Origin of the sequence: Pseudarthrobacter sp. SL88 (assembly GCF_026672455.1) — a bacterium.
Lineage (GTDB): Bacteria > Actinomycetota > Actinomycetes > Actinomycetales > Micrococcaceae > Arthrobacter.
In genome coordinates this window covers 1,017,010-1,043,825 of sequence record NZ_JAPPRD010000001.1, presented here as the reverse complement: position 1 = coordinate 1,043,825, position 26,816 = coordinate 1,017,010, and the positions used below count along the sequence as shown (strand labels likewise).

Annotated in this window: 27 protein-coding genes and 2 pseudogenes; 1 reads left to right on the top strand and 28 read right to left on the bottom strand. The window is 63.0% G+C overall.

All coding sequences use genetic code 11. The features are described from left to right. Position 1: 1 nt before the first annotated feature. From secY to rpsJ, 21 genes are all read right to left on the bottom strand, one after another. Positions 2–1,312 carry a preprotein translocase subunit SecY gene (secY, locus tag OVA06_RS04810; RefSeq protein ID WP_268156675.1) on the bottom strand — a complete coding sequence of 437 codons (1,311 nt, stop codon included), beginning with the start codon at positions 1,310–1,312 and terminating at the stop codon, positions 2–4. A 229-nt stretch (positions 1,313–1,541) separates the two neighbouring features. Beyond that, complete coding sequence (gene rplO, locus OVA06_RS04805) at positions 1,542–2,027, bottom strand: 50S ribosomal protein L15 (protein ID WP_056075360.1); 486 nt, start codon at positions 2,025–2,027, stop codon at positions 1,542–1,544. Continuing rightward, the gene (rpmD, locus tag OVA06_RS04800; protein WP_056075363.1) at positions 2,028–2,234 is read right to left on the bottom strand and encodes a 50S ribosomal protein L30; all 207 of its coding nucleotides are present in this window, start codon (positions 2,232–2,234) and stop codon (positions 2,028–2,030) included. A 2-nt stretch (positions 2,235–2,236) separates the two neighbouring features. Then, positions 2,237–2,953 (bottom strand): 30S ribosomal protein S5, encoded by a 717-nt coding sequence (gene rpsE / locus OVA06_RS04795; RefSeq protein WP_326493570.1) that lies wholly within the window; start codon positions 2,951–2,953, stop codon positions 2,237–2,239. After that, entirely contained in the window at positions 2,950–3,333 is a 384-nt protein-coding gene (gene rplR, locus OVA06_RS04790; RefSeq protein ID WP_015937841.1) for a 50S ribosomal protein L18, read from the bottom strand. Before rplR ends, rpsE begins: the two co-directional genes overlap by 4 nt. Before the next feature lie 2 nt (positions 3,334–3,335). Next, positions 3,336–3,872 carry a 50S ribosomal protein L6 gene (rplF, locus tag OVA06_RS04785; protein ID WP_056075367.1) on the bottom strand — a complete coding sequence of 179 codons (537 nt, stop codon included), beginning with the start codon at positions 3,870–3,872 and terminating at the stop codon, positions 3,336–3,338. 18 nt (positions 3,873–3,890) lie between these two features. Next, complete coding sequence (gene rpsH, locus OVA06_RS04780; RefSeq protein ID WP_015937843.1) at positions 3,891–4,289, bottom strand: 30S ribosomal protein S8; 399 nt, start codon at positions 4,287–4,289, stop codon at positions 3,891–3,893. A gap of 79 nt (positions 4,290–4,368) precedes the next feature. Further along, positions 4,369–4,950, bottom strand: coding sequence for a 50S ribosomal protein L5 (gene rplE / locus OVA06_RS04775; protein ID WP_015937844.1), 582 nt, complete (start codon positions 4,948–4,950; stop codon positions 4,369–4,371). Next, positions 4,950–5,312, bottom strand: a complete 363-nt coding sequence (gene rplX / locus OVA06_RS04770) for a 50S ribosomal protein L24 (RefSeq protein ID WP_268156669.1) — start codon at positions 5,310–5,312, stop codon at positions 4,950–4,952. Before rplX ends, rplE begins: the two co-directional genes overlap by 1 nt. Positions 5,313–5,315: 3 nt before the next feature. After that, positions 5,316–5,684 carry a 50S ribosomal protein L14 gene (gene rplN, locus OVA06_RS04765; RefSeq protein WP_003803789.1) on the bottom strand — a complete coding sequence of 123 codons (369 nt, stop codon included), beginning with the start codon at positions 5,682–5,684 and terminating at the stop codon, positions 5,316–5,318. 467 nt (positions 5,685–6,151) lie between these two features. Beyond that, positions 6,152–6,457: a 30S ribosomal protein S17 gene (rpsQ, locus tag OVA06_RS04760; protein WP_015937846.1), complete on the bottom strand. Its 306-nt coding sequence runs from the start codon at positions 6,455–6,457 to the stop codon at positions 6,152–6,154. After that, positions 6,454–6,783, bottom strand: coding sequence for a 50S ribosomal protein L29 (rpmC, locus tag OVA06_RS19675; protein WP_015937847.1), 330 nt, complete (start codon positions 6,781–6,783; stop codon positions 6,454–6,456). Before rpmC ends, rpsQ begins: the two co-directional genes overlap by 4 nt. Before the next feature lie 2 nt (positions 6,784–6,785). Next, positions 6,786–7,202: a 50S ribosomal protein L16 gene (rplP, locus tag OVA06_RS04750; protein ID WP_015937848.1), complete on the bottom strand. Its 417-nt coding sequence runs from the start codon at positions 7,200–7,202 to the stop codon at positions 6,786–6,788. Beyond that, on the bottom strand, positions 7,203–8,033 hold the full coding sequence (rpsC, locus tag OVA06_RS04745) for a 30S ribosomal protein S3 (protein WP_056075369.1): 831 nt from the start codon (positions 8,031–8,033) through the stop codon (positions 7,203–7,205). It lies immediately after the preceding gene. Continuing rightward, positions 8,034–8,399 (bottom strand): 50S ribosomal protein L22, encoded by a 366-nt coding sequence (gene rplV, locus OVA06_RS04740; RefSeq protein WP_009358304.1) that lies wholly within the window; start codon positions 8,397–8,399, stop codon positions 8,034–8,036. Between the two features lie 38 nt (positions 8,400–8,437). Beyond that, a complete protein-coding gene (rpsS, locus tag OVA06_RS04735; RefSeq protein WP_003803803.1) occupies positions 8,438–8,719 on the bottom strand; it encodes a 30S ribosomal protein S19 in 282 nt (93 codons plus the stop codon). 12 nt (positions 8,720–8,731) lie between these two features. Next, positions 8,732–9,571 (bottom strand): 50S ribosomal protein L2, encoded by an 840-nt coding sequence (gene rplB, locus OVA06_RS04730; protein ID WP_015937850.1) that lies wholly within the window; start codon positions 9,569–9,571, stop codon positions 8,732–8,734. Between the two features lie 29 nt (positions 9,572–9,600). Continuing rightward, complete coding sequence (rplW, locus tag OVA06_RS04725) at positions 9,601–9,906, bottom strand: 50S ribosomal protein L23 (protein WP_056075372.1); 306 nt, start codon at positions 9,904–9,906, stop codon at positions 9,601–9,603. Continuing rightward, positions 9,903–10,523 (bottom strand): 50S ribosomal protein L4, encoded by a 621-nt coding sequence (gene rplD / locus OVA06_RS04720; RefSeq protein WP_056075375.1) that lies wholly within the window; start codon positions 10,521–10,523, stop codon positions 9,903–9,905. The genes rplW and rplD overlap by 4 nt, the downstream gene beginning before the upstream one ends. A gap of 4 nt (positions 10,524–10,527) precedes the next feature. Then, positions 10,528–11,178, bottom strand: a complete 651-nt coding sequence (rplC, locus tag OVA06_RS04715; RefSeq protein WP_015937852.1) for a 50S ribosomal protein L3 — start codon at positions 11,176–11,178, stop codon at positions 10,528–10,530. 17 nt (positions 11,179–11,195) lie between these two features. Next, positions 11,196–11,504 (bottom strand): 30S ribosomal protein S10, encoded by a 309-nt coding sequence (rpsJ, locus tag OVA06_RS04710; protein ID WP_003803825.1) that lies wholly within the window; start codon positions 11,502–11,504, stop codon positions 11,196–11,198. 433 nt (positions 11,505–11,937) lie between these two features. Between rpsJ and OVA06_RS04705 the strand changes: the two are divergent. After that, positions 11,938–13,378, top strand: a pseudogene (locus tag OVA06_RS04705) (GH1 family beta-glucosidase). A 57-nt stretch (positions 13,379–13,435) separates the two neighbouring features. Here OVA06_RS04705 and OVA06_RS04700 read toward each other — a convergent pair. The 7 genes and pseudogenes from OVA06_RS04700 to OVA06_RS04670 form a co-directional block, all read right to left on the bottom strand. Beyond that, a complete protein-coding gene (locus OVA06_RS04700; RefSeq protein WP_261618682.1) occupies positions 13,436–13,561 on the bottom strand; it encodes a hypothetical protein in 126 nt (41 codons plus the stop codon). A gap of 29 nt (positions 13,562–13,590) precedes the next feature. Then, a complete protein-coding gene (locus OVA06_RS04695; RefSeq protein WP_268156661.1) occupies positions 13,591–17,796 on the bottom strand; it encodes a hypothetical protein in 4,206 nt (1,401 codons plus the stop codon). A 152-nt stretch (positions 17,797–17,948) separates the two neighbouring features. After that, positions 17,949–19,139, bottom strand: coding sequence for an elongation factor Tu (tuf, locus tag OVA06_RS04690; RefSeq protein WP_056075385.1), 1,191 nt, complete (start codon positions 19,137–19,139; stop codon positions 17,949–17,951). A gap of 263 nt (positions 19,140–19,402) precedes the next feature. Next, positions 19,403–21,517: an elongation factor G gene (fusA, locus tag OVA06_RS04685; protein ID WP_268156658.1), complete on the bottom strand. Its 2,115-nt coding sequence runs from the start codon at positions 21,515–21,517 to the stop codon at positions 19,403–19,405. A 69-nt stretch (positions 21,518–21,586) separates the two neighbouring features. Continuing rightward, the gene (gene rpsG / locus OVA06_RS04680; protein WP_013601837.1) at positions 21,587–22,057 is read right to left on the bottom strand and encodes a 30S ribosomal protein S7; all 471 of its coding nucleotides are present in this window, start codon (positions 22,055–22,057) and stop codon (positions 21,587–21,589) included. Between the two features lies 1 nt (position 22,058). Then, positions 22,059–22,433, bottom strand: coding sequence for a 30S ribosomal protein S12 (gene rpsL / locus OVA06_RS04675; RefSeq protein WP_011692814.1), 375 nt, complete (start codon positions 22,431–22,433; stop codon positions 22,059–22,061). Positions 22,434–22,854: 421 nt separating this feature from the next. Beyond that, positions 22,855–26,755, bottom strand: a pseudogene (locus OVA06_RS04670) (DNA-directed RNA polymerase subunit beta'). Between the last annotated feature and the right edge of the window lie 61 nt (positions 26,756–26,816).

The following is a 26,816-nucleotide window of genomic DNA, read 5'->3' as shown; positions in this document are numbered from 1 at the left end:
GTCATCGCAAAAGCCCTTCGTAGTGACGTTGTTGTAGCTGCGCATCAATCTGCTTAACGGTCTCCAACCCAACGCCCACCATGATCAGGATCGAGGTGCCACCGAACGGGAAGTTCTGGTTCGCGTTGATCAGTACCAGTGCCACCAGCGGGATCAGTGCCACAAAGCCCAAGTAGAGGGCGCCGGGCAGCGTGATCCGTGAGAGCACGTACTGCAGGTAATCCGCGGTCGGTTTACCTGCACGGATACCGGGAATGAAGCCGCCGTACTTCTTCATGTTGTCCGACACTTCTTCAGGGTTGAAGGTGATGGCTACGTAGAAGTAGGTAAAGAACACGATCAGGGCGAAGTAAAGCGCCATGTAGATCGGGTGGTCGCCGCGGGTCAGGTTGTTGTTGATCCATTCAACCCATGGCTGGATCTGCTCGCCTTGCTTCGGCTGGTTGAACTGCGAGATCAGGCCGGGCAGGTAGAGCATGGAAGAAGCGAAGATCACCGGGATAACACCGGCCATGTTCACCTTGATGGGGATGTAGGTGCTGGTACCGCCGACGGTCCGGCGTCCGATCATCCGCTTAGCGTACTGGACAGGGACGCGGCGCTGGGACTGCTCAACGAAGACCACCAGGGCCACGGTCAGCAGGCCGACGGCCAGGACGATGAAGAACGTTCCGGGGCCCTGTGAGGTCCAGATGGCTCCCAGCGACGTGGGGAAGGTTGCCGCGATGGACGTGAAGATCAGCAGGGACATGCCGTTGCCGACGCCCTTCTCCGTGACGAGCTCGCCCATCCACATGATCAGGCCGGTACCGGCCGTGAGCGTGATGATGATCAGGATGGTGGTGATGATGCTTTCATCCGGGATGATCGGCAGCGCACACCCGGGCAGGAGCTGGCCGGAACGGGCCAGGGATACCAGGGTGGTGGCGTTGAGCAGGCCCAGGGCAATGGTGAGGTACCGGGTGTACTGGGTCAGCTTGGACTGGCCCGAAGCGCCCTCTTCGTACAGCTGCTGGAACCGGGGAATGACCACCCGGAGCAGCTGCACGATAATGCTGGCCGTAATGTACGGCATGATGCCGAGTGCGAAGACGGACACCTGCAGCAGAGCACCGCCGCTGAACAGGTTCACGAGCTGGTACAGCCCACCTGCCGTCTGTCCGTTCTGCAAGCATTGCTGGACATTCTGGTAGTTCACACCAGGCGAGGGAATGAAGGCACCCAAGCGGAAGATGGTGATGATTCCCAGCGTGAACAACAACTTGCGTCGCAGATCAGGCGTGCGAAAGGCCCGGCCAAATGCGCTAAGCAAGCGTCCTCCTGTGGTGTGAAGAAGAGTGATGTGATGGGGATCTATGAATCCCAACAACCGAGTCTAACGGTTGTATGCGCCATGCGAACAATCCGGGGCAGCGCAACTGCGCCGGATGGCACCGCCCAAGCGACTAACGGAACGGCTGTGGGGATGAAAAAACTCCCGGTGACCAGGGCCTGGGCCCCGGTCACCGGGAGTTCAGCTACGGGCTCGCGCCCCACCGCCCCTAGAGGGAGGTGGTGCTTCCGCCTGCAGCAGCGATCTTTTCTGCGGCGCTGGCCGAGAATGCGTGGGCGGTGACGTCAACCTTGACGGTGATGTCGCCGGTGCCCAGCACCTTGACGGGCTGGTTCTTGCGAACGGCGCCCTTTTCGACCAGGTTCTCCACGGTGACTGCGCCACCTTCGGGGAACAGCTCGTTGAGCTTGTCCAGGTTTACAACCTGGAACTCAACGCGGAACGGGTTCTTGAAGCCGCGCAGCTTGGGCAGGCGCATGTGCAGCGGCAGCTGGCCGCCGGCAAAGCCAGCCTTTACCTGGTAGCGGGCCTTCGTACCCTTGGTACCGCGACCGGCGGTCTTACCCTTGGATGCCTCGCCACGACCCACACGGGTCTTGGCGGTCTTGGCACCCTGGGCGGGACGCAGGTGGTGAACCTTCAGGGCGTTCTGCTTCTCAGCAGCCTGACCCTGTTCAGCAGTCTTCTCTGCCATTTACTTCGCCTCCTCAACGTTCACGAGGTGCGGAACCGTGTTGAGCATGCCCACGGTCACGGCGTCGGCGGAACGGACAACGCTGTGTCCGATGCGCTTCAGGCCGAGGGACCGCAGGGTCTCGCGCTGGTTCTGCTTGACGCCAATGACGCCCTTGATCTGGGTGATTTCCAACTTTGCGTCGGAGGGAACCAGGTTCTTAGCCATGACTACACACCTGCCTTCGGAGCCAGGAGGGCCTTCACCAGTGCCGCCGGAGCAACTTCGTCCAGCGGCAGGCCGCGGCGTGCTGCCACAGCTGCCGGCTCTTCGAGGCGCTTCAGGGCCTCAACGGTCGCGTGAACGATGTTGATGGCGTTGGAGGAACCGAGCGACTTGGAGAGGATGTCGTGGATGCCCACGCACTCCAGTACTGCACGGACCGGGCCACCGGCGATAACACCGGTACCGGCGGAAGCCGGACGCAGCATAACGACGCCCGCAGCAGCTTCACCCTGCACGCGGTGCGGGATGGTGTTACCAACGCGCGGAACGCGGAAGAAGGACTTCTTGGCTTCTTCAACGCCCTTGGCGATAGCTGCGGGAACTTCCTTGGCCTTGCCGTAGCCGACGCCAACCATGCCGTTACCGTCACCAACGACGACGAGTGCGGTGAAGCTGAAGCGACGACCACCCTTGACGACCTTGGAAACGCGGTTGATGGTGACAACGCGCTCTACGAACTGGTTCTTTTCGGCGTCACGGCCGCCATCGCGGCCGCCACGGCCACCGCGGTCGCCACGGCCCTGGCCACGGTCGCCACGCTCACCGCGACGGGCGCCACCACGGCGATCGTCGGTGGCGGGGGCAGTGGTCTCAGCAGCTGCGGCCTCGGGTGCCTTCTGATCTGCAGACACAGTGTCCTTTTCGTTGTTTGCTTCGGTCACAGTGACAGCCCACCTTCGCGAGCGCCGTCAGCGACGGCTGCAATGCGGCCGTGGTACTTGTTACCACCACGGTCGAACACAACAGCCTCGACGCCGGCAGCCTTGGCACGTTCGGCAACGAGCTCGCCAACGCGCTTGGCCTTGGCAGTCTTGTCACCGTCGAATGCACGGAGGTCGGCTTCCAGGGTGGACGCGCTTGCTACGGTCTGGCCAATGGTGTCATCGACAACCTGGACAAATACGTGGCGTGCGGAGCGGTTGACCACCAAGCGGGGGCGGACAGCCGTACCGGAAATGCGCTTGCGGATACGAAGCTGGCGGCGGCTGCGACCAGCAGCCTTGCTCTTGTTCGTACGCTTCTTGTTAATGGCGATGGCCATGGTTACTTACCAGCCTTTCCGACCTTGCGGCGGATGACTTCGCCGGCGTAACGGATGCCCTTGCCCTTGTACGGGTCAGGCTTCCGCAGCTTGCGAATGTTGGCAGCAACCTCGCCGACCTGCTGCTTATTGATGCCTGAGACAGAGAGCTTGGTCGGACCCTCTACTGCAAAGGTGATGCCGTCCGGAGCCGAAACGTTGACCGGGTGGCTGTAGCCGAGGGCAAACTCAAGGTCAGAGCCCTTGGCCTGCACGCGGTAACCGGTGCCAACGATTTCGAGCTTCTTCTCGTAGCCCGCGGTGACACCCTGGATCATGTTGGCGATCAGGGTGCGGGTCAGGCCGTGGAGTGAACGGGAGGCGCGCTCGTCGTTCGGGCGGCTGACGGTCAGGGTGGTGTCGTCAAGTGCAACCTCGATCGGGCTGGCCACAGTGTGGCTCAGCTCGCCCTTGGAACCCTTAACGCTGACGACAGAGCCGTCAACCTTGACCTCAACGCCGGCAGGAACGGTGATGGGGAGACGTCCAATACGTGACATTATTCTCTTCCTTTCCCGTTACCAGACGTAGGCGAGGACTTCGCCGCCCACGCCCTTCTTGCCGGCCTGCTTATCAGTCAGGAGCCCGGAAGAGGTGGACAGGATTGCGATACCCAGGCCACCCAGCACGTGCGGCAGGTTGGTGGACTTCGCGTAAACGCGAAGACCCGGCTTGGAGATACGACGGACGCCAGCGATGGAACGCTCGCGGTTCGGACCGAACTTCAGGTCGAGAGTCAGCTTCTTGCCAACCTCAGCGTCTTCTTCCTTCCAGCCGGCGATGAAACCTTCGGCCTTGAGGATGTCAGCAACGCGTGCCTTCAGCTTGCTGTAAGGCATAGACACGGAGTCGTGGTATGCCGAGTTTGCGTTACGCAGGCGCGTAAGCATGTCTGCGACAGGATCTGTCATTGTCATTTGGGCTCTTGCCCTTCCTCGTAACGGTTTCCGCCGCAAGCTTCAGGAAGCTGTGCGGCCGGACCTTTTACGTAGCTAATTAAGCTTCGGTCTTGAACGGGAAACCAAGCGCCTTAAGCAGCGCGCGGCCTTCGTCATCGGTCTTGGCGGTGGTAACGACCGTGATATCCATACCGCGAACGCGGTCGATCTTGTCCTGGTCGATTTCGTGGAACATAACCTGCTCGGTCAGACCGAAGGTGTAGTTGCCGTTGCCGTCGAACTGCTTGCCACTGAGGCCGCGGAAGTCGCGGATACGGGGCAGAGCCAGCGAAACGAGGCGGTCCACGAATTCCCACATACGGTCGCCACGCAGGGTAGCGTGTGCACCGATGGGCATGCCTTCGCGCAGCTTGAACTGTGCGATCGACTTGCGGGCCTTGGTAACCTGCGGCTTCTGGCCGGTGATCTGGGTGAGGTCGCGGACAGCGCCGTCGATCAGCTTGGAGTCCTTGGCGGCATCTCCAACACCCATGTTCACAACAACCTTCACCAGGCGGGGTACCTGGTTCACGTTCTCGTACTTGAATTCATCCTGGAGCGTTGCCTTGATGGATTCGGCGTACTTGGTCTTCAGACGAGGAACGATCTTCGTTGCCGGAGTCTCGAGAGTCTCAGTCATTAGATGTCCTTCCCGGAGCTCTTGGACACGCGGATACGGACGGTCTTCTTGACACCGTTCTTCTCCACAGTGTCGAGGCGGAAGCCCACACGGGTCGGCTTCTTGGTCGACGGGTCAACCAGGGCCACGTTGGAAACGTGGATCGGGGCCTCTACGACCTCGATGCCGCCGGTCTTGGTGCCGCGCTGCGACTGTCCAACACGGGTGTGCTTGGTGACGCGGTTGATACCCTCAACCAGCACGCGGTTGGTGTCGGTGAAGACGCGCAGAACCTTGCCCTGCTTGCCGCGGTCGCCGCCGCGCTCAGCCTTGGCGCCAGTGATGACCTGAACCAGGTCACCCTTCTTGATCTTTGCAGCCATGGACTAGAGCACCTCCGGAGCCAGAGAAACGATCTTCATGAACTTCTTGTCACGGAGTTCACGACCAACCGGTCCGAAGATACGGGTACCGCGGGGGTCACCGTCGTTCTTCAGGATCACAGCTGCGTTCTCGTCAAACTTGATGTAGGAACCATCCGCACGGCGGCGTTCCTTCTTGGTACGGACGATGACTGCCTTGACAACATCGCCCTTCTTTACGTTGCCGCCCGGGATTGCATCCTTGACGGTGGCGACGATGACGTCACCGATGCCTGCGTAGCGACGGCCGGATCCACCGAGAACGCGAATGGTAAGGATTTCCTTAGCACCCGTGTTGTCGGCGACCTTGAGTCGCGACTCCTGCTGAATCACTATTTACTCCTTGCGTCGCGCCGGTTCTCAGGCCGTGGTCTTGCTACGGAATGAGCCTTGCGGAACGGTTGATCGGGGTGTCTCTTGACCCGCCCTGGATTTTGCCAGACCAGGCCTAAACGCCTGTGCCAGAAGCAGTTGCTCCCATCCGGTCCGGGACGGATCCCGGACGCACAGGGGCACTGTGCTGTGGCACGCTTGTTTACGAGGTTGATGACGGCGCGCAGAAGGCGCCATACAAACTCAATATCCTAGCATGCTTTTCGCCAGTTCCCATATCACCACGAAGCACCGCCCCGCAAGCAGGATGGGACGTACGACGACGTTACGCAGGGCAGCCGTTCGCCCCACCCAGGGTGCCGCTCCCCCGCGCGGCCGGCCCGCCGCCGTCGTGATCCTCCGGTGGTTAAACGAGGAAGCCCCCGCTCCCGGAAAGGGGAACAGGGGCTTCCAGCCAGCAGCAGGTGCTACTTGGCCTTTTCGAGGATTTCCACGAGCCGCCAGTTCTTGGTGGCGGACAGCGGACGGGTCTCGGCGATGACAACGAGGTCGCCGATGCCGGCGGTGTTCTCTTCGTCGTGTGCCTTGACCTTGGAGGTGCGGCGGATGACCTTGCCGTACAGTGCGTGCTTCACGCGGTCTTCAACCTCGACGACGATGGTCTTTTCCATCTTGTCGGAGACCACGTAGCCGCGACGGGTCTTGCGGTAACCGCGCTGCTCAGCCGTGGCTGCAGTAGCAGATTCGGTCACGTTCTGGTCCTTTTCACTCACTTGGCGTCCTCCTCGGACTCAGCCGTTTCAGCCTTCTCGGCCTTCTTGGTTGCAGCCTTCTTGGACTTCTTTTCTTCCTTGGCTTCCACAACCGGTGCGGCAACCTCGGCACGAATGCCCAGCTCGCGTTCGCGGAGAACGGTGTAGATGCGTGCAATGTCCTTCTTTACTGCACGCAGGCGACCGTGGTTCTCCAGCTGACCGGTGGCGGACTGGAAACGCAGGTTGAACAGCTCCTCCTTGGCCTTACGGAGTTCTTCAACGAGACGCTCGTTGTCGAAACCGTCCAGCTGCGCGGGAGCCAGATCCTTGGATCCTACTGCCATTTCTACTCACCACCTTCGCGACGCACAATGCGTGCCTTCAACGGCAGCTTGTGGATTGCCAGGCGCAGGGCCTCGCGAGCTACCTCTTCATTGACACCGGAGAGTTCGAAGAGAACCCGTCCCGGCTTGACGTTGGCGACCCACCATTCCGGTGAACCCTTACCGGAACCCATGCGGGTTTCGGCAGGCTTCTTGGTCAGGGGACGGTCCGGGTAGATGTTGATCCAGACCTTACCGCCACGCTTGATGTGGCGGGTCATCGCAATACGGGCAGATTCGATCTGACGGTTGGTGACGTATGCCGGGCTCAGAGCCTGGATACCCCACTCGCCGAACGAGACCTCGGTGCCGCCCGTAGCAGCGCCGGAACGACCCGGGTGGTGCTGCTTACGGTGCTTGACTCGACGTGGGATAAGCATTTAAGCCTGTCCTCCTTCTGCTGCTGCAGGTGCAGCCTCAACTGCCGGAGCCTCTGCAGCAGGAGCTGCGTCAGCGGCCGGGCGGTCGTTGCGACGACGGCGGTCACCACGGTCAGCGCCACCCGGGCGTCCGCCACGGTCGGAGCGGGGTCCGCGGGACGGTGCCGAAGCAGCCTGTGCGGCCAGTTCCTTGGCGGTGACGTCGCCCTTGTAGATCCAGACCTTCACGCCGATGCGGCCGAAGGTGGTCTTGGCTTCGTAGAAGCCGTAGTCGATGTTCGCACGGAGGGTGTGCAGGGGCACACGGCCTTCGCGGTAGAACTCCGAGCGGGACATTTCAGCGCCACCCAGGCGGCCCGAGCAAGCGATACGGATACCCTTGGCACCGGCACGCTGTGCGGACTGCATGGCCTTCTTCATCGCGCGGCGGAAAGCCACACGTGAGGTCAGCTGCTCTGCAACACCCTGGGCAACCAGCTGTGCTTCCATCTCGGGGTTCTTGACCTCGAGGATGTTCAGCTGGACCTGCTTGCCGGTGAGCTTTTCGAGCTCGCCGCGGATGCGGTCTGCTTCTGCTCCACGGCGGCCGATGACGATACCCGGACGGGCCGTGTGGATGTCCACGCGGACACGGTCACGGGTGCGCTCGATTTCGACCTTGGCGATGCCGGCGCGCTCCATGCCCGTGGACATGAGCTGGCGGATGCGGATGTCTTCGCGAACGAAGTCCTTGTACCGCTGTCCGGCCTTGGTGCTGTCAGCGAACCAGTGCGATACGTGATCGGTGGTGATGCCGAGTCGGAACCCGTGCGGGTTTACTTTCTGTCCCACTTAGCGAGCCTCCTCTTTCTCCGGGGTAGCGACTACCACGGTGATGTGGCTGGTGCGCTTCTTGATCTGAAATGCACGACCCTGGGCACGCGGCTGGAACCGCTTCATGGTCGGGCCTTCATCAACAAACGCTTCGCTGATGATGAGGTCGCCTTCGTCAAACGCAACGCCGTCGCGGTCCGCGAGGACCCGGGCGTTGGAGATTGCCGACTGAACTACCTTGAATACCGGCTCCGAAGCTGCCTGGGGGGCAAACTTCAGAATTGCCAGAGCCTCATTCGCTTGCAAACCACGAACAAGGTTGACGACGCGCCGGGCCTTCATAGGCGTTACGCGGATGTGGCGCGCAATTGCCTTGGCTTCCATTGCTTTCCTTCTCTCGTCTTTGACGTAAGTGCAGGCGCCTAGCGGCGCTTGCCCTTACGGTCGTCCTTGACATGGCCGCGGAATGTCCGCGTGGGAGCGAATTCGCCGAGCTTGTGCCCGACCATCGACTCGGTGACAAACACCGGAATGTGCTTGCGTCCGTCGTGTACGGCGATCGTGTGTCCGAGCATGTCGGGGATGATCATCGAACGGCGGGACCAGGTCTTGATGACGTTCTTGGTGCCCTTTTCGTTTTCCCTGGCTACCTTCACAAAGAGGTGCTGGTCAACGAAAGGACCTTTTTTCAGGCTGCGTGGCATGTGTCCAGGCTCCTATCGCTTGTTCTTGCCAGTACGACGGCGACGAACAATAAGCTTGTCGCTCTCTTTGTTGGGGCGGCGCGTGCGGCCTTCACGCTGACCGTTCGGGTTGACGGGGTTACGTCCACCGGACGTCTTACCCTCGCCACCACCGTGCGGGTGGTCAACCGGGTTCATGGCTACACCACGGACGGTCGGGCGGACGCCCTTCCAGCGCATGCGGCCAGCCTTGCCCCAGTTGATGTTCGACTGCTCGGCGTTGCCGACCTCGCCGACGGTTGCGCGGCAGCGCACGTCAACGTTGCGGATTTCGCCGGAGGGCAGTCGCAGCTGGGCGAAACGGCCTTCCCTGGCAACGAGCTGGATGGATGCACCGGCGGAGCGGCCCATCTTGGCACCGCCGCCCGGACGCAGCTCCACTGCGTGCACAACGGTACCCACGGGGATGTTGCGCAGCGGCAGGTTGTTGCCCGGCTTGATGTCAGCGTTGGGGCCGGCCTCTACGAAGTCGCCCTGGGACAGCTTGTTCGGGGCGATGATGTAACGCTTGGTGCCATCAACGTAGTGCAGGAGGGCGATGCGAGCCGTACGGTTCGGATCGTATTCAATTTCAGCAACGCGGGCGTCAACGCCGTCCTTGTCGTGGCGACGGAAGTCGATCAGACGGTACTGGCGCTTGTGTCCGCCACCCTTGTGACGGGTGGTGATCTTACCGGTGTTGTTACGGCCGCCCTTTTTGGGCAGCGGACGTACCAACGACTTTTCCGGCGTCGACCGCGTGATTTCGGTGAAGTCCGCTACGCTCGAGCCACGACGGCCCGGGGTAGTCGGCTTGTATTTACGGATTCCCATAATTTATTTCCTCGTTAAAGTGGTCTCCGCTACGCGAGCGGACCGCCGAAGATGTCGATGGTGCCTTCTTTGAGGCTCACAATTGCACGCTTGGTGCTCTTGCGGGTGCCCCATCCGAATTTGGTGCGCTTGCGCTTACCGGCACGGTTGATGGTGTTGATCGATTCGACCTTGACGGAGAAAATCTTCTCCACGGCCAGCTTGATCTCAGCCTTGTTCGAGCGGGGGTCCACCAGGAAGGTGTACTTGCCCTCGTCGATCAGGCCATAGCTCTTTTCCGACACGACGGGTGCAAGCACGACGTCGCGGGGATCCTTGATGGTGGCTGCACTCACTTGGCATCCTCCTCGTTCTTAGCTGCCTTAGCGGCAACGAATGCTTCGTAAGCAGCCTTGGTGAAGACAACGTCATCAGAGACGAGAACGTCGTAGGTGTTCAGCTGGTCTGCGTACAGAACGTGGACACCGGTGAGGTTGCGCACGGACAGTGCAGCAACATCGTTGGCGCGCTCGATGACGACCAGCAGGTTCTTGCGGTCGGAAACGCCGCGCAGCGTTGCCAGTGCGGTCTTGGCGGAGGGCTTGGTGCCTTCAACCAGGTCAGCGACAACGTGGATACGACCGTTGCGGGCCCGGTCCGACAGTGCGCCGCGCAGTGCAGCAGCAATCATCTTCTTGGGGGTCCGCTGGCTGTAGTCACGCGGGGTGGGACCGTGGACAACGCCACCGCCGGTCATGTGCGGAGCACGGATTGAACCCTGACGGGCGCGGCCGGTGCCCTTCTGCTTGAACGGCTTGCGTCCTGCACCGGAAACTTCAGCGCGGGTCTTGGTCTTGTGGGTACCCTGGCGAGCAGCAGCGAGCTGGGCAACGACAACCTGGTGCAGCAGCGGCACGTTGGTCTGGACGTCGAAGATCTCGGCAGGCAGGTCAACCTGGACAGTGTTAGCCATTGAACTAGGCTCCCTTCACGGCGGTACGTACGAAGACGACCTGGCCGCGGGCGCCGGGGACGGCACCCTTGATCAGGAGCAGCGACTTCTCGGCGTCAACCGCGTGGACCGTGAGGTTCAGCGTGGTGTGACGCACGGCGCCCATGCGGCCGGCCATTTTCATGCCCTTGAAGACGCGGCTCGGGGTGGATGCGCCACCGATTGAACCGGGCTTACGGTGGTTCTTGTGGGCACCGTGGGAAGCTCCAACACCGTGGAAGCCGTGACGCTTCATAACACCGGCGAAGCCCTTACCCTTGGTGGTGCCGATGACGTCGATCTTCTGGCCGGCAGCGAAGAGCTCAACGGACAGCTCCTGGCCCAGCTCGTACTCGGCAGCATCTGCGGTACGGAGTTCGACGACGTGGCGGCGAGGCGTGACGCCTGCCTTTTCAAAGTGACCAGCCAGCGGCTTGGTGACCTTGCGGGGATCGATCTGGCCGTAGCCGATCTGAACGGCGACGTAGCCATCTACCTCTGCGTTGCGCAGCTGGGTGATGACGTTCGAGTCTGCCTGGACCACAGTGACGGGGATGAGCTTGTTGTTCTCGTCCCAGACCTGGGTCATGCCGAGCTTCGTGCCCAGCAGGCCCTTTACGTTACGGGTTGCGGTCATAGTTTCTCAGCACCTCCCTACAGCTTGATTTCGATGTTCACGTCGGCCGGCAGGTCGAGGCGCATGAGCGAGTCGACAGCCTTGGGCGTGGGATCGATGATGTCGATAAGACGCTTGTGCGTGCGCATTTCAAAGTGCTCGCGGCTGTCTTTGTACTTGTGCGGAGAGCGGATAACGCAGTAAACGTTCTTCTCCGTGGGCAGCGGCACGGGGCCAACTACCGTTGCGCCTGCGCGCGTGACCGTCTCAACGATCTTCCGTGCTGAAACGTCAATGACCTCGTGGTCGTATGACTTCAGCCGGATGCGGATTTTTTGTCCCGCCATGTCGCCTGACTCTCTTTCAGTCTGTGCTTCCCCGGGTTAGGGCTGCCCTGTTCACTTACCTGTTGTATGGCTGCCGAAGCAATTGAGGTCGTAACCACCATCCGCCGCACAAACTGAATCCGGATGAATCCGGGTTCCTCACCTTGCCGGCGCAACCGACCCCCGCGGTCGGGCGTGTCGCGCTGTACACGCAAACAAATCCGCATTTTCCATTGGGGTGGGTTATGTTTGGGCTTCCACTTGGACCCTGACACCCGGCATTATCCGGATCGGGACACGAAGAAGCGCTTGAACAACTCATCTAGTATGCCGGATATCTGCGGCAGAAGCCAATCGCCTGAATCGGCCCTGGCGCATCGCCTGGCGGGCACTCTTCGATACTCCTGCAAGCCCACCCATTGCCCCGGCTGCCCGGCGAATGGATGATGGGGACATGACGCTGGAGAGCACCGAATCCGTCACTGAACTGGCCACCCGCATGCCGCCGTCGTTCACCCTCGGCGTGGCTGCGGCGGCATTCCAGATCGAAGGCGCGCTGGCCGACGGCGGCCGCGGCCCGTCGGGGTGGGACGCGTTTGCCCAAAAGCCCGGCGCCATCATCGACGGCCACTCCCCCGCCATCGCGTGCGACCACTACAACCGGCTGCCAGAGGACGTCGCGCTGCTGAAGGAGCTCGGCGTCGACTCCTACCGGTTCTCCCTCGCCTGGCCCCGCATCCAACCCGATGGCCGCGGCAGGCTCAACCCGGAGGGCCTCGACTTCTACGACCGGCTGATCGACCAGCTGCTGGAAGCCGGCATCGCCCCCATGGCCACCTTGTACCACTGGGACACTCCGCTGCCGCTGGAACACCGCGGCGGCTGGCTCAACAGGGAAACCGCGGAACGCTTTGGCGAGTACGCTGCTGCCGCCGGGGAACGGTACGGCGACCGCGTCTCGCAGTGGGTCACGCTCAACGAACCAGTCTCCGTGACGCTCAACGGCTACGCCCTCGGCGTCCATGCCCCTGGCAGGGCCCTGATGTTCGACGCGCTCCCCTCCATCCACCACCAGCTCCTGGCCCACGGACTGGGCGCCCAGGCACTCCGCGCAGCAGGCGTCCAGGGCGGGATTGGAGTCACGAACCTGCACGCCCCCATCCGTCCGGCGTCCCGCAAGATCGGAGACCGGCTGGTGGCCCACCTGTACGACCTGTTGATGAACAGGATCTATGCAGACCCGGTGCTGCTGGGCCGCTATCCCAACCTTCCGGTATATGCCCGGCCGTGGCTGCCGCTCGATCGGGCGCATCTCTGATTCCGACCTGCGCACCATCCACCAGCCACTCGATTTCTACGGACTGAACTACTACTTCCCGGTCAAGGTGGCCCTGGGGCGGGGCGTCGCCCCCATCCCTGCGGACATGCACAAGGCCGTGGCACGGCTGCCCTTCCACGAGGTGGGCTACCCGGAGTTCAGCAACACGGGCTTCGGCTGGCCTGTGGCCCCCGGGCACCTGGGTGTCCTGCTGCAGGAACTGAGGGACCGGTACGGTGCGGCGCTCCCGCCGGTCTACATCACAGAAGGCGGTGCCAGCTTCCCCGAACCGGACACAGTATCCGGAACCCTGCAGGACGGTGAGCGCGTCAGCTATTTGGCCTCGCACCTGGGAGCCGCCCTGGAAGCGACGGCCCCGGGCGGGATCGCCTCCGGAGTGGACCTGCGCGGCTACTTCGTCTGGACCCTCATGGACAATTTCGAGTGGGCCGCCGGGTACTCGCAGCGGTTCGGCCTGGTCCACGTCGACTTCAGCAGCCAGGAGCGTACGCCGAAACAATCGTTCTACTGGTATCAGGCCCTCTCCCGGGCCCGCAGGGGGCAGTCCGCCGGGTAAGCAGCCGGGGCCTTGGCAGAGTCACCCCGCAGGGCGTGGAGCATCTGCCGGTGCCGTTTACTGGTTTTTGTTGGCCCTGTTAATCCGCTTTGCCCGGTCGATCTCGTGGCGGAAGTGTTTCTTCGCCCAGAAGACCCCGGCCACCACGGCAGCGGCAACGATCAGGAAAATAAGCCATCCCATGATGAGCTCCTCTCAATGCTGCAACAGTATCAGGGCACTTTCCCGGCCGGAGCGTCGCTGCCGGCATCTGATGGTGCTGATGGCGCTGAAGGCGCTGAAGGCGCTGAAGGCCGCACAGGTTCCGCGGCCTCCGGGCCGGCGCTCCGGTTCAGCCGCCATACGGCAAAAGCAATCAGGCCGGCGGCGATGAGCGCCAGGAGTACGAACGTGTAGCCGCGCATCGCCCAAAGAATGCAGGCGGCAACACCGGCTGCGCCCCACCTGACGAAGATCTTCTCGCCAGCCAGGAGCCCGCCGACCAGCAGCACAGCGAGCAGCACCAAAAGCCACAGCTGCTGCCCTGCAGTGCCGCCAAAAACGGTTCCTGCCCCGGTCAGGGAGAGCAGGACGGCTGCCGCCACAGCGATACCGCGCCCGGCTTTGGACTGTCCGGAGCGGTACCGAAGGAACGCAAGGGCGGCCCCAAGCACCACATACCACTGCGCCGCCCAGAAGGGATCCGGGAAGCCGGTCCCAAAACTCCGGCGGCCGTCCAGTTCGAAGATCGCCGCGCGTTGAACTCCGGCCGTCACCACCACAGCACCCGCCTCGAAGGCCACACGGCGCAGTCCTGCCGGAGCTTCCGCGATGCCGACAGCTGCCGCGCCCGCCAGTGCCGCGGCGGCAACCCAGGCCGTGGCGTCTGCCGGGAGACCCGCAACTGTGGCCAGGGCGAGCCCGGCCAACGCGGCGCCGGCCAGGGACCACCGGCGCAAGGGGTCAGCTGCCAGCCGGGCGGACCTTGCCACTCGCACACCATATAGTGCGGCACCGGCCGCGCCGGCACCGAGCCAGGGCGCATAGGCGGCCCAGACGTCCGGGTTTCCGCCTGCCGCCTCCCGGACCACCATGAAGGTGCCAACCAGGACAGCGGCCGACGCCGGCGCGTACAGCACCGCGGCCCGCTCAACGTGGGAGGCGCAGAAGAGGACAGCGGCGAGCACCAGGACGGCGAACCCGGCGATCCAATCATCGGCCTGCGGAGCGAGGACCAGCGCGCTGAGGGTGTATCCCAGTGCGGCTGCGAGCCACAGCCAACGCTCAGTTCCGGAGGGGATCGGCATCCGCCGGAACCACGATACGCCGGCCACCGCCGCCGCAAGCGCCAGCGACAGCAGGAGAAGTGCCACTCCGGTGTAGCCCAGCACCGGGGACGCTGCAGGCGCCACGAGCGGGCTCAGTGCCAGCACCCCGCCCAGCACGGCAAAGACCGCGAAGTAGAGTGCACCGCGCGCCGCGAACAGGGCCCTGGCGACGACGGCCGACACAAGAACCAGCCCGAACTCCACCAGGAGGATCCAGCGTTCGCCACCGGTGCCGGCTGCTCCGAATCGGCTGAAGTAGGCCAGCGGAAGGGCGGCCTGGCCTGCGAGGGTGACCCACACCGCCGCCTGCTGGAAAGGAACCATCTGAAGACGGAAGCGCATCAGCCACCTGACGACGTGCTGCGCGGCAAGAACGCCGGCAAAGGTCAGCGACACGAGATCCGGGGAGGCCGATACGTCGTAACTGAGAACGACGGCCAGGGCCGCCGTCAGTACCCTCGCCGCAATAAAGTACCCTCCCTTCTCCACAGCCCGGGCAGCTGCCGCCACCATCACCGCGGCGAAGGCAGCAAAGATGCCCAGCAACACCTCGATCAGGGTGAGGTTACCGGCGGACAGCCCTACCAGGACCACGAATGACGCCGGTGCGAACCACCCGGAGCCCCGTTGACCGCGCAGCAACAGCCCGGCAGCAGCTGACGACAGCGCCGTGGCGCCCGGGATGACCAGATGCTGCCAGCTCCCCTCCGATAACGGCCACAGCATCGTGCACCCAATGAGCTGAACCGCCAGAACCACACCCGCATCCACGGCCGCGCCACGCGGAGAACGCCCAAGCCGGAAAGACACCAGCACCACGGCCATCTGGAGGGCCAACACCGCAACCAGCAGCGTGGCGGGGTCGACAGCTTCGCCGCTTACAACTGGCGCGCCCGCGGAGCCGACCAGCCTGTCGAACAGCGTCAGCGCCAACAATGTGGCGGCGATGCGGCAAAGCCACCAATATCCCCAACGGTGCAGCCGGGACCGCAGCCGACCCCCTGTGACGGCGAGGTATGCCACCACTACAGCCAGTGCGATGTTCCCGGCATCCGGTGTGATCCATCTGAAGGCGAACTCCACCATCACGCTTGCCAGCACCAGCGGCACCACTTCCCCTGCACGGGGACTCCAGGGGCGCTCCCCGCCCGGCCGGGGTACCAGGAGCAGACCCATGGCAACCGCTGCAGCGAGCTGCAGCAGAATCCCGCTCCACGTCAGCGACTGTCCCGGCGAAGAGTCCACGGCGGCGAGAACAGCGACTCCCACCGTCCCAAGAACGGAGAAGCCAATCAGGGTGGCTTGGGATGCAAATTCCTTGCGACTCCCCCGCTGCAGCCACGCAGACAACAACTGCTGTACCACGGTTGCTGCGACAACACTGAACCAGACCGCCTGCCCCTGCATGCGCCCCTCCGTCAAGGCGGCCGTCACGGCGGGAACGGCAACTGTGCCTGCGATCCTGGTGTTGAAGAGGAGTATCTGCCGTTGCATACCGCTTTCACGGAGCCCCCGCACCAGCCAGAAGAACGCGGTGAGGAGCACCATAAGGGCGAATTCCCATTCCCCCATCACCCTGCTGACAACCCCCGCCAGGGCAATGCCCGCGAACGGAAGGAACTCAGCGGCCCGGCGCAGCCGGGCCGCCAGGACAAAGCTCGTCAGGAGAAGCAGCAGTACCGGGACCCACAGCGGAACGGCACCGTCGTCAGGCACCCATGCACCGGCAATACTGCGCAGCACAGTGCTGCCCGCAAAGGCTGCCGTCAACGCCCAGTGCACCATGTGGGTCACCATGACGTCGGCACGCCAGCGCGGCGCCAATGCGTCGCTCGGGGCAGGATTGGCCACGTCCGAAGGCAGGGGTTCCTTTTCCCCGTCAAGGCGCCTGGAAGGGAACCAGGCTTCCAGACGGCCGCCGCCTACGGTAACGCCGATGGCCTGCACGGCAAGCAGGACGGCGGCGGCCAGCAGGGCGCCCCTCGCAGTGTCGGTGAGCTCCAGGACAGCCACGGCGCCGGCAACTGTCAGCGCAACACGGGCCGCATAGAAATTGCGGAGCCTGAAGCTTGCTCCCGGTACGGCGGCCATCGTGGCGAAGTATGCACCGCTGAGCCCGAGGATCAGTGCGTACTCGGCAAGGCTGGTGCGCACGAGGAACGTTGCAGCCACGGCAACGGCCGGTACCACGACAGGGTGGACAGTTACCAGGGGCCGCAGGAATAGCGGGGGAAGCCAGCCCGGCCTGGCCAGGCTCAGCAGGGTAAACAGGACTGCCACGGCGATGAGCATCACGAAGTACCAGACAAGGGCGGCATCGAGGACTGCCATACCCGACCAAGCGGTGGAAACAAGGAAAGTCAGCGACAGATATGCCAGCACGCGGCTTTCGAGCCGGAGGGCGGCCGCAATGTAGGCAAGGGTTCCAACGAGCGAAGTGGCGAGCCACGCGGCAGGTCCGTTTTGCCAGACAAAGCTGTAAAGGGCCAGGCCGATGACAGGGACGAGCGCCAGCCCGGTGCCAGTGAAGGCCACGGCAGCAGGCTTCAGGCGCGGTACACGGTGGTGCAGGATGAATCCCGAGCCGTAGAACAGGGCAGCCACGGAGCAAACGCCTGCGAACTTCATCATGGGCGGCAGCGCCGTTCCCACAAACAGGGCCGCTGCGGCAACGAGCAGGAGGCTCGCCACATACAGCGTGACGTTGATGTTCTGGCGGTCACGCCGTTCCCGGCGTGCTGCCAGCTCTTCGGCTGATTCTGCCGGCCGGGGCGGAGCATCCGCGTATCCGCGGTATGGAACTGGCTGGGTGGTGGGCTTTGGCCGCGGTGTCGCAACGGCCCCCACGGGCACTGGCTGCGCGCGTGCCGCAGGGCGGCTTGGCAGTCCGGGAACAGGCTGAGGCGCAGAAGCCGTGACCATCGGCGGGGCGAACGTCGGCGGCACTGCCGAAGCCGGTGCCGGGGCGGGTGCCTGGACCTGGGCCTGCACCCGTTCCGGCGGCGAGGTGGTGGATTTCGTCGCCTGGCCCTCAGCCACTTTGGCCATGGCATCCAGCCAGCCCTGCAAGTGACCGGCCCGGTAGCCTGCCTCGTACGAATCGTCCGGCATGGGATGGCCTTTCAGGGAGGGCGTGGCATTAGTCCTGCGATTTATCCAGTGACTGGATTAACGGTAGCAAAAGAAGGCCCCGCTGCACACAGCAGCGGGGCCTTCTGTGGATTACCGGGACATAATCCCGGCTATCCGGTGATCAGCAAGAGTTACTTGATGATCTTGGTGACGCGTCCCGAACCAACGGTGCGGCCGCCTTCGCGGATAGCGAAGCCGAGGCCGTCTTCCATAGCGATCGGCTGGATGAGCGCAACGGTCATCTCAGTGTTGTCGCCGGGCATAACCATTTCCGTGCCCTCGGGCAGGGTGATAACGCCGGTAACGTCCGTCGTACGGAAGTAGAACTGCGGGCGGTAGTTCGAGTAGAACGGGTTGTGGCGTCCGCCTTCGTCCTTGGACAGGATGTAGACGTTTGCCTCGAAGTCGGTGTGCGGGGTGATGGAACCCGGCTTGACGACAACCTGGCCACGCTCGACATCGTCGCGCTTCAGGCCACGGAGCAGCAGGCCACAGTTCTCGCCGGCCCATGCTTCGTCGAGCTGCTTGTGGAACATCTCGATACCGGTAACCGTGGTCTTCTGGACCGGGCGGATGCCAACGATCTCGACCTCGGAGTTGATGGCGAGGGTGCCACGCTCGGCGCGGCCCGTAACAACGGTGCCACGGCCGGTGATGGTGAAGACGTCTTCAATCGGCATCAGGAACGGCTTGTCGCGGTCACGTACGGGGTCCGGAACGGACTCGTCGACAGCTGCCATCAGGTCCTCAACGGACTTGACCCAAACCGGGTCGCCTTCCAGGGCCTTCAGGCCGGAAACGCGAACAACCGGAGCCTCATCGCCATCGAAGCCCTGCGAGCTGAGCAGCTCACGAACTTCCATTTCGACGAGGTCGAGGAGCTCTTCGTCATCAACCATGTCGGACTTGTTCAGCGCGACCAGCAGGTAGGGAACACCAACCTGGCGGGCAAGCAGAACGTGCTCGCGGGTCTGAGCCATGGGGCCATCGGTAGCAGCAACCACGAGGATTGCGCCGTCCATCTGGGCAGCACCGGTGATCATGTTCTTGATGTAGTCAGCGTGACCCGGGGCGTCTACGTGTGCGTAGTGACGCTTTTCGGTCTGGTACTCCACGTGGGAGATGTTGATGGTAATACCGCGCTGACGCTCTTCGGGAGCAGAGTCGATAGACGCGAAGTCGCGCTTCTCGTTAAGATCCGGGTACTTGTCGTACAGCACCTTGGAAATGGCGGCCGTCAGCGTCGTCTTACCGTGGTCAACGTGACCGATGGTGCCGATGTTGACGTGCGGCTTAGTCCGCTCGAACTTTGCCTTTGCCACAGGTTCCTCCTAGAACGATTTCAAATGGCTTGCCCTTCAACCGCGCTTTTCGCGGCAGAAACTCAGGCAAGTCTACTTGGGGGCTTTGGATTGGTGAAATTGCAGATTCAGGAACTAATACTAATCCCCTGAGCCTGTTCGTGCAGATGGCCTGGAGCCGGCTTAACCGGGATGGGCCCCGCCGGCCCCGGCCACCTGCACCGGCTGCGCTGTCCGTTTCCGGCTGCGCAGCCGAGGTATTCGCTTTAAGTGCCCTGTACGGACTACTCGCCGCGGCTCTTCTGGATGATCTCGTCGGCGACAGCCTTCGGGACCTCCGCGTAGCTGTTGAACGTCATGGAGTACACAGCGCGGCCTTGGGTCTTCGAACGCAGGTCACCGATGTAGCCGAACATGCCGGACAGCGGAACGTGCGCACGGATAACCTTGACGCCCTGTGCATCTTCCATGGACTGCATCTGGCCACGGCGGGAGTTGATGTCACCGATGACTTCACCCATGTATTCCTCAGGGGTGCGGACTTCGACATCCATCAGCGGTTCGAGCAGGACAGGGTTCGCCTTGCGTGCGGCTTCCTTGAAAGCCATACGGCCGGCGATCTTGAACGCCATTTCCGAGGAGTCAACATCGTGGTACGCGCCGTCAACCAGCGTGGCCTTGATGCCCACTACCGGGTAACCGGCCAGGACGCCGTCGTTCAGTGCATCCTGGATACCAGCGTCGACAGACGGGATGTATTCGCGCGGAACGCGGCCACCGGTGACCTTGTTCTCGAACTCGTACAGCTCGCCCTCGGCAGTGTCCAGCGGTTCGATCGCAATCTGGATCTTTGCGAACTGGCCCGAACCACCGGTCTGCTTCTTGTGCGTGTAGTCGTGGCGTTCGACGGCGCGCTTGATGGTTTCGCGGTAGGCAACCTGGGGCTTACCCACGTTTGCCTCGACCTTGAACTCGCGGCGCATGCGGTCCACCAGGATGTCCAGGTGGAGCTCGCCCATGCCGGCGATGATGGTCTGGCCGGTGTCTTCGTTGAGGGACACCTGGAAGGTGGGGTCCTCAGCGGAGAGCTTCTGGATGGCCGTGGAGAGCTTCTCCTGGTCACCCTTGGTGTTCGGCTCGATGGCGACCGAGATCACGGGCTCCGGGAAGCTCATGGACTCAAGCACGATCTGGTTCGCAGAGTCGCACAGGGTGTCGCCCGTGGTGGTGTCCTTGAGGCCGATGGCAGCGTAGATGTGGCCGGCGGTGGCGCCCTCAACGGGCATCTCCTTGTTGGCGTGCATCTGGAACAGCTTGCCGATGCGCTCTTTCTTACCCTTGGTGGAGTTGACCACCTGGGCGCCTGCTTCCACGTGACCGGAGTACACGCGGATGAAGGTGAGCTGGCCGAAGAACGGGTGCGCTGCAATCTTGAAGGCCAGTGCGGAGAAAGGCTCATCAGCGGAAGGTGCGCGGGTCAGTTCCTTCTCTTCGTCGCGGGGGTCGTGACCGACCATCGGCGGGACGTCGAGCGGGTTCGGCAGGTAGTCGACAACTGCATCGAGCATCGGCTGGACGCCACGGTTCTTGAACGCGGAGCCACAGAAGATCGGGTAGAGCTCGGAGTTGATCGTCATCTTGCGGATGCCGGCCTTGAGCTCGTCTACGGTGAGTTCTTCGCCTTCAAGGTACTTCTCCATGAGTTCCTCAGAGGACTCTGCAACAGTCTCAACGAGCGCTGCGCGGTACTCTTCGGCCTTTTCCTGGAGGTCAGCCGGGATCTCGCGGATCTCGTACTTGGCACCCATGGTGACGTCACCCTTGGCATCGCCGGGCCACACCAGGGAGCGCATGTACAGCAGGTCCACGACGCCGATGAAGTCGTTCTCGGCACCGATGGGCAGCTGCATGACCAGCGGCTTGGCGCCGAGGCGGCTGACGATGGTGTCTACGGTGAAGTAGAAATCAGCGCCGAGCTTGTCCATCTTGTTGACGAAGCAGATACGCGGGACGTTGTACTTGTCAGCCTGGCGCCACACGGTCTCGGACTGGGGCTCAACGCCTTCCTTGCCGTCGAAGACAGCAACGGCACCGTCGAGGACGCGCAGGGAGCGCTCAACCTCAACGGTGAAGTCCACGTGGCCGGGGGTGTCAATGATGTTGATCTGGTTGTTTTCCCAGAAGCAGGTCACGGCGGCCGACGTGATCGTGATGCCGCGTTCCTTTTCCTGTTCCATCCAGTCAGTGGTCGAAGCGCCGTCGTGCGTTTCGCCAATCTTGTGGTTCACACCCGTGTAGAACAGGATGCGCTCGGTGGTGGTGGTCTTGCCGGCATCAATATGGGCCATGATGCCGATGTTGCGGACCTTACTAAGGTCGGTAAGCACGTCCTGTGCCACGGGGTCTCCTTTTGGGATGGACTACACGTTCGCCGCCGGCTCGGTTGAGCCGGCGGCGTCCGGGGAGTATTACCAGCGGTAGTGTGCGAAGGCCTTGTTGGACTCGGCCATCTTGTGGGTGTCTTCGCGACGCTTCACAGCGGCACCGAGACCGTTGGACGCATCCAGGATTTCGTTCTGGAGACGCTCGGTCATCGTCTTTTCGCGGCGGGCCTTGGAGTAGCCAACCAGCCACCGCAGGGCAAGTGCGGTGGAGCGGCCCGGCTTGACCTCAACCGGAACCTGGTAGGTGGCGCCGCCGACGCGGCGTGAGCGGACCTCAAGCGAAGGCTTGACGTTGTCCATGGCCTTCTTCAGTGCTGCCACGGGGTCGCCGCCGGACTTGGCGCGTGCGCCTTCGAGGGCACCGTAGACAATGCGCTCTGCCGTGGACTTCTTGCCGTCAACGAGCACCTTGTTGATGAGCTGGGTTACCAGCGGGGAGCCGTAAACGGGATCCTGTACGAGCGGCCGCTTGGGGGCCGGACCCTTGCGAGGCATATTACTTCTTCTCCATCTTTGCGCCGTAGCGGCTGCGGGCCTGCTTACGGTTCTTCACACCCTGGGTATCGAGGGCGCCACGGACGATCTTGTAGCGGACACCCGGGAGGTCCTTCACACGACCACCGCGAACGAGCACAATGGAGTGCTCCTGCAGGTTGTGGCCAACACCGGGGATGTAAGCGGTGACTTCAACGCCACCGTTAAGGCGCACACGTGCAACCTTACGCAGAGCCGAGTTCGGCTTCTTGGGGGTGGTGGTGTAAACGCGGGTGCAAACACCGCGGCGCATCGGGCTGCCGTTCAGGGCAGGAGCCTTGGTCTTTTTGACCTTAGGCGTGCGGCCCTTGCGGACCAGCTGGTTAATCGTAGGCACTCTCGTGTTCTCCGTTGGTTTGATCTCTACCGGCACATTCAGGCGTCAGCCGTCCCTGCTCCGGTTTTGGCGTTGTCCCTGCAGCCTTGGAGGTTGGAATCTTGCCTAGGCGTGCAAAATGGTGGCATTCGTTGCGCACCTTACCCGCAACCCGGAAACAAGCTCACACCCGGCATCATGAGAACAAAACCAAAATGATGCTGCGGCGGCCTTCATCCACTGCCACACAGAACAATTACAGAAAAGTCTAGCACGGCTTGATCCTGAGCCTTAATCACGTGTAGGGCGGACGACGGCGGCAGCCGCCCGCCGCCGTCGTCCTCCACCGCCCCGGGTGCCCGTGCGCAAAAGGTCCGGTTAACGGGCCAGGCCCCGCACTCGAAAGTGCGGGGCCCGGCCTTGAAAGGGCTGACAGCCGTTTTTAGCGGAAGTCGTTGCCGAGATCGTAGTCATCCAGCGGGATGGCGTGGAACTCGGGGGCTCCGTCACCGCCCAGGGTGTCGTACGAGAAGTCGCTGAATGCGCTGGGGCCGGTGAACAGGTTGGCCTTCGCTTCTTCAGTGGGCTCCACGGTGACCTCGGTGTAGCGCGGGAGACCCGTGCCGGCCGGGATCAGCTTACCGATGATGACGTTCTCCTTGAGGCCCAGCAGCGGATCGCTCTTGCCTTCCATGGCCGCCTGCGTCAGGACGCGGGTGGTCTCCTGGAAGGAAGCTGCGGACAGCCAGGACTCGGTGGCCAGGGACGCCTTGGTGATGCCCATGAGCTCCGGACGTCCGGATGCCGGCGTCTTGCCCTCGGACACAACGCGGCGGTTGGCATCCTCGAAGCGGCTGCGCTCGGCGAGCTCGCCGGGCAGCAGGTCCGATTCGCCGGACTCGATGACCGTGACGCGGCGCAGCATCTGGCGGACGATAACCTCGACGTGCTTGTCGTGGATACCGATGCCCTGGCTGCGGTACACGCCCTGCACTTCGTCCACCAGGAACTTCTGTGCCGCACGCGGACCCATGATGCGCAGGACCTGCTTGGGGTCCACCGGACCGTTGATCAGTTTCTGGCCAACGGTGACGTGGTCGCCGTCTTCGATCAGCAGGCGTGAACGGCGCAGGACCGGGTAAGCGATCTCTTCCGTTCCGTCATCCGGGGTGATGACCAGGCGCATCTGGCGCTCGGACTCTTCGATGGCGATGCGGCCGGCTGCCTCGGCAATCGGCGCAACACCCTTCGGAGTACGGGCTTCGAAGAGCTCCTGGATACGGGGCAGACCCTGGGTGATGTCGTCGCCACCGCCGGCGGACACTGCACCACCGGTGTGGAACGTACGCATGGTCAGCTGGGTACCGGGCTCACCGATGGACTGGGCGGCGATGATGCCGACAGCCTCGCCGATGTCCACGGTCTTGCCGGTGGCCAGCGAACGGCCGTAGCACAGGGCGCAGGTGCCAACGCTGGACTCACAGGTAAGGACGGAGCGGACCTTGACCTCGGTGATGCCGGCCTTGAAGAGCTCGTCGATGACGACGTCGCCGCAGTCGGTGCCGGCGGCTGCAAGGACGTTGCCCTCGGAGTCCACGACGTCGACTGCCAGCGTACGTGCGTAGGCGCTGTTCTCGACGTTCTCGTCCAGGACCAGCTCACCGTTGGAGTCGGCAACGGCGATCGGCGTGACCAGCCCACGCTCGGTGCCGCAGTCCTCTTCACGGACGATGACATCCTGCGAGACGTCCACCAGGCGTCGGGTCAGGTAACCCGAGTTGGCGGTACGCAGAGCGGTATCGGCGAGGCCCTTACGGGCACCGTGCGTGGCGATGAAGTACTCCAGCACCGACAGGCCCTCACGGTAGGAGGACTTGATGGGGCGCGGGATGATCTCACCCTTCGGGTTGGCCACCAGGCCACGGATACCCGCGATCTGACGGACCTGCATCCAGTTACCACGGGCACCGGAGGACACCATGCGGTTGATGGTGTTCATCGGCGACAGGCTCTCACGCATCGCCGCAGCGATGTCGTTGGTGGCCTTGTTCCAGATCTCGATGAGCTCCTGGCGACGCTCGTCGTCGTCGATCAGGCCCTTGTCGTACTGGCCCTGGATCTTGGCGGCGCGTTCCTCGTAACCGGCAAGGATCTGCGGCTTGGCAGCCGGAACCTCGATATCGGAGATGGCAACCGTGACGCCCGAACGGGTGGCCCAGTAGAAACCGGCATCCTTCAGGTTGTCCAGCGTGGCCGCGGTAACAACCTTCGGGTAGCGCTCAGCGAGGTCGTTGACGATCCTGGACAGTTCGCCCTTATCCGCTACAGCTTCAACCCAGGGGTAGTCCTCGGGCAGGGTCTCATTGAAGAGGACCTGGCCCAGGGAGGTTTCCACGATTGCGGGCTGGCCCTGCTCCCAACCTTCGGGGGCTTCCCAACCGGCGTAGGGCACGAAGCCTTCGAGGCGAATCTTGACCTGGGAGTTCAGGTGCAGGTCGCGGGCATCGAACGCCATGATGGCCTCGGATACCGAACCGAAGATGCGGCCTTCGCCGGCCGAACCCTTCCGCTTGGTGGTCAGGTGGTAGAGGCCGATGATCATATCCTGCGAAGGCAGGGTGACCGGGCGTCCGTCGGACGGCTTCAGGATGTTGTTCGAGGACAGCATCAGGATGCGCGCCTCGGCCTGCGCCTCGGGGCTCAGCGGCAGGTGCACTGCCATCTGGTCGCCGTCGAAGTCAGCGTTGAAGGCGCCACAAACCAGCGGGTGAAGCTGGATAGCCTTGCCTTCAACAAGCTGCGGCTCGAACGCCTGGATGCCCAGGCGGTGCAGGGTAGGTGCACGGTTGAGCAGCACCGGGTGTTCGGTGATGATCTCTTCGAGCACGTCCCACACCTGCGGGCGGTAACGCTCAACCATCCGCTTGGCCGACTTGATGTTCTGTGCGTGGTTGAGGTCAACCAGGCGCTTCATCACGAACGGCTTGAAGAGCTCCAGGGCCATCTGCTTGGGCAGGCCGCACTGGTGCAGCTTCAGCTGCGGGCCGACGACGATGACCGAACGGCCCGAGTAGTCGACGCGCTTGCCGAGGAGGTTCTGGCGGAAACGGCCCTGCTTGCCCTTGAGCATGTCGCTCAGGGACTTCAGCGGACGGTTGCCCGGTCCGGTGACCGGACGGCCGCGGCGGCCGTTGTCGAAGAGGCTGTCAACAGCTTCCTGAAGCATGCGCTTCTCGTTGTTGACGATGATCTCCGGAGCACCCAGGTCAAGCAGGCGCTTGAGGCGGTTGTTGCGGTTGATCACACGGCGGTACAGGTCGTTGAGGTCGGAGGTCGCAAAGCGGCCACCGTCCAGCTGGACCATGGGGGCGCAGTTCCGGCGGGATCACCGGGACGGCGTCGAGGACCATGCCGAGCGGGCTGTTGTTGGTGGTCAGGAATGCGTTGACCACCTTCAGGCGCTTGAGGGCGCGGGTCTTGCGCTGGCCCTTGCCGTTGGCAATGATGTCGCGCAGCAGGTCGGATTCGGCCTGCATGTCGAAGCCCTCGAGGCGCTTCTTGATGGCCTCGGCACCCATGGAGCCTTCGAAGTACATGCCGTAACGGTCACGCAGTTCGCGGTACAGGCCCTCGTCGCCTTCGAGGTCGGCAACCTTGAGGTTCTTGAAGCGGTCCCAGACCTGCTCGAGGCGCTCGATGTCGGCGTCGGCGCGCTTGCGCACGTTGGCCATCTGGCGGTCGGCGGAGTCGCGGGCCTTCTTCTTGTCGGCAGCCTTGGCGCCTTCGCCCTCAAGGCGGGCAATTTCGCCTTCGAGGTCGCGGGCGATCGCCGCGATGTCCGAGTCGCGGTTGTCGATGAGCTGCTTCTTCTCGATGTCGTGCTCAACCTGCAGGTTGGGCAGTTCCTCGTGGCGGGCAGCCTCGTCGACGCTGGTGATCATGTAGGCAGCGAAGTAGATGACCTTTTCGAGGTCCTTCGGTGCCAGGTCAAGGAGGTAGCCCAGGCGGGACGGAACACCCTTGAAGTACCAGATGTGGGTGACGGGAGCGGCGAGCTCGATGTGGCCCATGCGCTCACGGCGTACCTTGGCGCGGGTGACCTCAACGCCACAGCGCTCACAGATGATGCCCTTGAAGCGCACGCGCTTGTACTTGCCGCAGTAGCATTCCCAGTCGCGGGACGGGCCGAAGATCTTCTCGCAGAAGAGGCCGTCCTTCTCGGGCTTGAGCGTGCGGTAGTTGATGGTTTCCGGCTTCTTAACCTCGCCGTAAGACCAGCCGCGGATGTCTTCCGCGGTGGCGAGGCCGATCTGCATGAGGCCGAAGGAGGATTCGCTGGACATATGGTCCCTGTTCTCTCTTGTTCTCTAAATTCTGAAGTCTTGACGAATGAGGGAGGTCAGG